Source organism: Microbacterium sp. zg.Y909 (assembly GCF_024626565.1).
Genome location: NZ_JANJFJ010000505.1, coordinates 1 through 2,660, shown reverse-complemented (window position 1 = coordinate 2,660; position 2,660 = coordinate 1). Strand labels below are relative to the sequence as shown.

4 protein-coding genes and 1 pseudogene are annotated in these 2,660 nt (G+C 70.9%); 3 read left to right on the top strand and 2 right to left on the bottom strand.

Features of this window, described 5'->3' with window-relative positions:
• The 3 genes from NQ160_RS22045 to NQ160_RS22035 form a co-directional block, all read left to right on the top strand.
• Positions 1-256: nicotinamide mononucleotide transporter family protein (locus NQ160_RS22045; protein WP_257517183.1), on the top strand; the 256-nt coding region annotated here is incomplete at its 5' end.
• Positions 253-1,320, top strand: coding sequence for an AAA family ATPase (locus tag NQ160_RS22040; RefSeq protein WP_257517182.1), 1,068 nt, complete (start codon positions 253-255; stop codon positions 1,318-1,320). The genes NQ160_RS22045 and NQ160_RS22040, both read left to right, overlap by 4 nt.
• Positions 1,321-1,368: 48 nt before the next feature.
• Positions 1,369-1,632 (top strand): hypothetical protein, encoded by a 264-nt coding sequence (locus NQ160_RS22035; protein ID WP_257517181.1) that lies wholly within the window; start codon positions 1,369-1,371, stop codon positions 1,630-1,632.
• 12 nt (positions 1,633-1,644) lie between these two features.
• Here the strand turns inward: NQ160_RS22035 and NQ160_RS22030 are convergent, their stop codons facing one another.
• Positions 1,645-1,980 (bottom strand): YciI family protein, encoded by a 336-nt coding sequence (locus tag NQ160_RS22030; RefSeq protein WP_257517180.1) that lies wholly within the window; start codon positions 1,978-1,980, stop codon positions 1,645-1,647.
• A 195-nt stretch (positions 1,981-2,175) separates the two neighbouring features.
• Positions 2,176-2,660: pseudogene (locus tag NQ160_RS22025) on the bottom strand (isocitrate lyase); the annotation flags it as partial.

Here is a 2,660-nt window from a genome sequence, read left to right as displayed (position 1 = left end):
GGACGCCGCCACCACCTCGGCGAGCCTCGTGGCGCAGTACATGCTCAACCGCAAGTGGATCGAGAGCTGGTACGTGTGGATCGGCGTCGACATCGCCTTCGTCGCGCTGTCGATCGCGAGCGGCCTGTGGATCGTCGCCGCGCTGTACGCCCTCTTCATCGTGCTGTGCGTGTTCAGCCTGCGCGCGTGGCGACGCGTGCAGCGGGCGGCCGACGCACCGGCGCCGGTGGATGCCGCCGTGGCGGCGCGCGCGTGAGTGCGGCCTACCGGCACGCACTGGTGATCGGCAAGTTCTACCCGTTGCACGCCGGCCATGGGCACCTCATCCGCACGGCGGAGCGTTGCAGCGCGCGTGTCACCGTCGAGGTGATCGGATCGTCCGTGGAGTCGATCCCGGTCGAGGTGAGGGCGCAGTGGGTCGCTGAGGAGCACCCCCGGGTGCGGGTGGTCTCGAAAGTGGACGACACCCCCATCGACTTCGAGTCCTCCGCCGCGTGGGATGCGCATACCGCCATCATCGCGGGGCTGCTCGACGCACCGGTGGATGCCGTCTTCACCTCCGACGAGTACGGGGAGGAGCTCGCCGGACGGCTCGGGGCCGCATGGGTGCAGGTCGACCCGCAGCGCCGGCTCAATCCCGTGTCGGGCACCGCAGTGCGCGCCGACCCGGCGGGGCAGTGGGGGGAGCTCGCACCGGCCGTGCGGGCGTCGCTCGCCGCGCGGGTGGTGGTGCTCGGCGCGGAATCGACCGGCTCGACCACCCTCGCCGAGGCGCTCGCCGCAGAGCTGGGCACGCTCTGGGTTCCCGAGTACGGACGCGAGCACTCCCTGACGCGGGACGGGGGGCTCATCGCCCCGTGGCGCACCGACGAGTTCGATCTCATCGCCGACCGCCAGATCGCGCTGGAGCGCGACGCCCTGCGCCGCGTCCCGGCGCCCGTGCTGGTGTGCGACACCGACGTCCTCGCCACGGCGCTCTGGCACGAGCGGTACGTCGGGGTCGCCGCGCCGCGGCTGTGGGAGCGCGCAGCCGCCCACGCGCCCGACCTCTATCTCCTGACAGGGGACGAGATCCCCTTCGTGCAGGACGGCATGCGCGACGGCGAGCACATCCGTCATGCGATGCAGGACCGCTTCCGAGAGACGCTCACCGGGCAGGACACCCCCTGGGCGGAGGTGCGGGGTACCGTCGCCGAGCGCGTCGCGGCATCCGTCCCCCTCATCCGCGACGTCGTCGCCCGCCGGCTGGCATTCGCGCGCCCGCTGGGGGATCGACCGCACGACGAGCAGCGCGCGCTGGCCCGGCAGACCGGCCGGTAGGCTTCTGGCGCGCCGCTGACCTACGCGCTGGGCGACGCCGGCGCCGTCATGACCCTCCCCGCCGATGCGTCGTTCTCGTCGAATGTCCTGCTGCCGCTGCTGACCTTCGCGGTCGGGGGGAAGTGCCTGGGCTGGAGCGTCGAGCAGGCGGCCGACGGCCGCGTCTCGGTGCGCATCGCCGGTGGCGACGCGGATGCCGTGGCGCGGGCGCTGCACGTCCTGCTCGGCCGGCCGCTCACGCTCGAGCGCTTCGAGCGACCGTCCGACCTCGGCGAGGGAAAGCCCCGCCGCTATCGCAGCGCCCCCGCCTGACCGGCGGCGGCGTCAGAGGTCGAGCGGCCAGGCGGGGTGCAGTTGGATGACCCCCGCGGTGGCCATCGGATGCCGCGAGGCGAGCTCGACCGCCTCTTCGAGGGTGTCGCACTCCAGCACGTCGAAGCCCCCGATGAGTTCGTAGGCCTCGGCGAACGGGCCGTCGCTGACGATCACCTCGCGCCGGCGTCGGCGGATGGTCTTCGCTTCGGACGCCGGCCGCAGCCGGTCGCCCTCGACGGCGCGGTCGGTGCCGTAGGCCTCGTCGACCCACTGCTCGATCGACACGGGCGGCTCTTCGGGGGTGTCGAGGTCGGGGTCGGTGAGCACCAGCATGAGGTATCGCATTGCGTCGCCTTTCGTTGGAGTGACGTTACGACAGCACGTCGCTTCGGCGGGAGGGGGGATCGACATTCCGCAACAGGAGAAATCCCCGGAGCAGGACAATCCGGGTGAAGAGGTCCTGTTCCGGGGATTTCTCCTGTGTAGGAGTCGCCCATGTGGGGCGGATGCCGCGGCATCCGCCCCACATCGTTCTGGCGCTCAGCTGAACTGGTTCATCGTGTTGTGCGCCCCGCCTGCCTTGAGCGCCGCCGCGCCGGCGAAGTACTCCTTGTGGTTGTCTCCGATGTCGCTCCCGGCCATGTTCTGGTGCTTGACCGTCGCGATGCCCTCGCGGATCTCACGGCGCTGAACTCCGCGGACGTAGGCGAGCATGCCCTCGTCGCCGAAGTACCCCTTGGCGAGGTCATCGGTCGACAGCGCGGCCGTGTGGTAGGTCGGCAGCGTGATGAGGTGGTGGAAGATGCCGGCCCTGGCCGACCCGTCGCGCTGGAACGTGCGGATCTTCTCATCGGCCAGCCGGCCGAGCTCCGTGTCGTCGTAAGCGACGTTCATCAGGTCGCCGCGGTCGTAGGCCGAGACGTCCTCGCCCTGCTCGGCGAGCAGGTCGTAGGCCTGCTGGCGGAAGCTGAGCGTCCAGTTGAAGGACGGGCTGTTGTTGTAGACGAGCTTCGCGTCCGGGATCT

Coding starts and splice junctions, on each gene's coding strand:
- NQ160_RS22035 (WP_257517181.1), top strand. CDS start 1,369: ATGACCCTCCCCGCCGATGCGTCGTTCTCGTCGAATGTCCTGCTGCCG.
- NQ160_RS22030 (WP_257517180.1), bottom strand. CDS start 1,980: ATGCGATACCTCATGCTGGTGCTCACCGACCCCGACCTCGACACCCCC.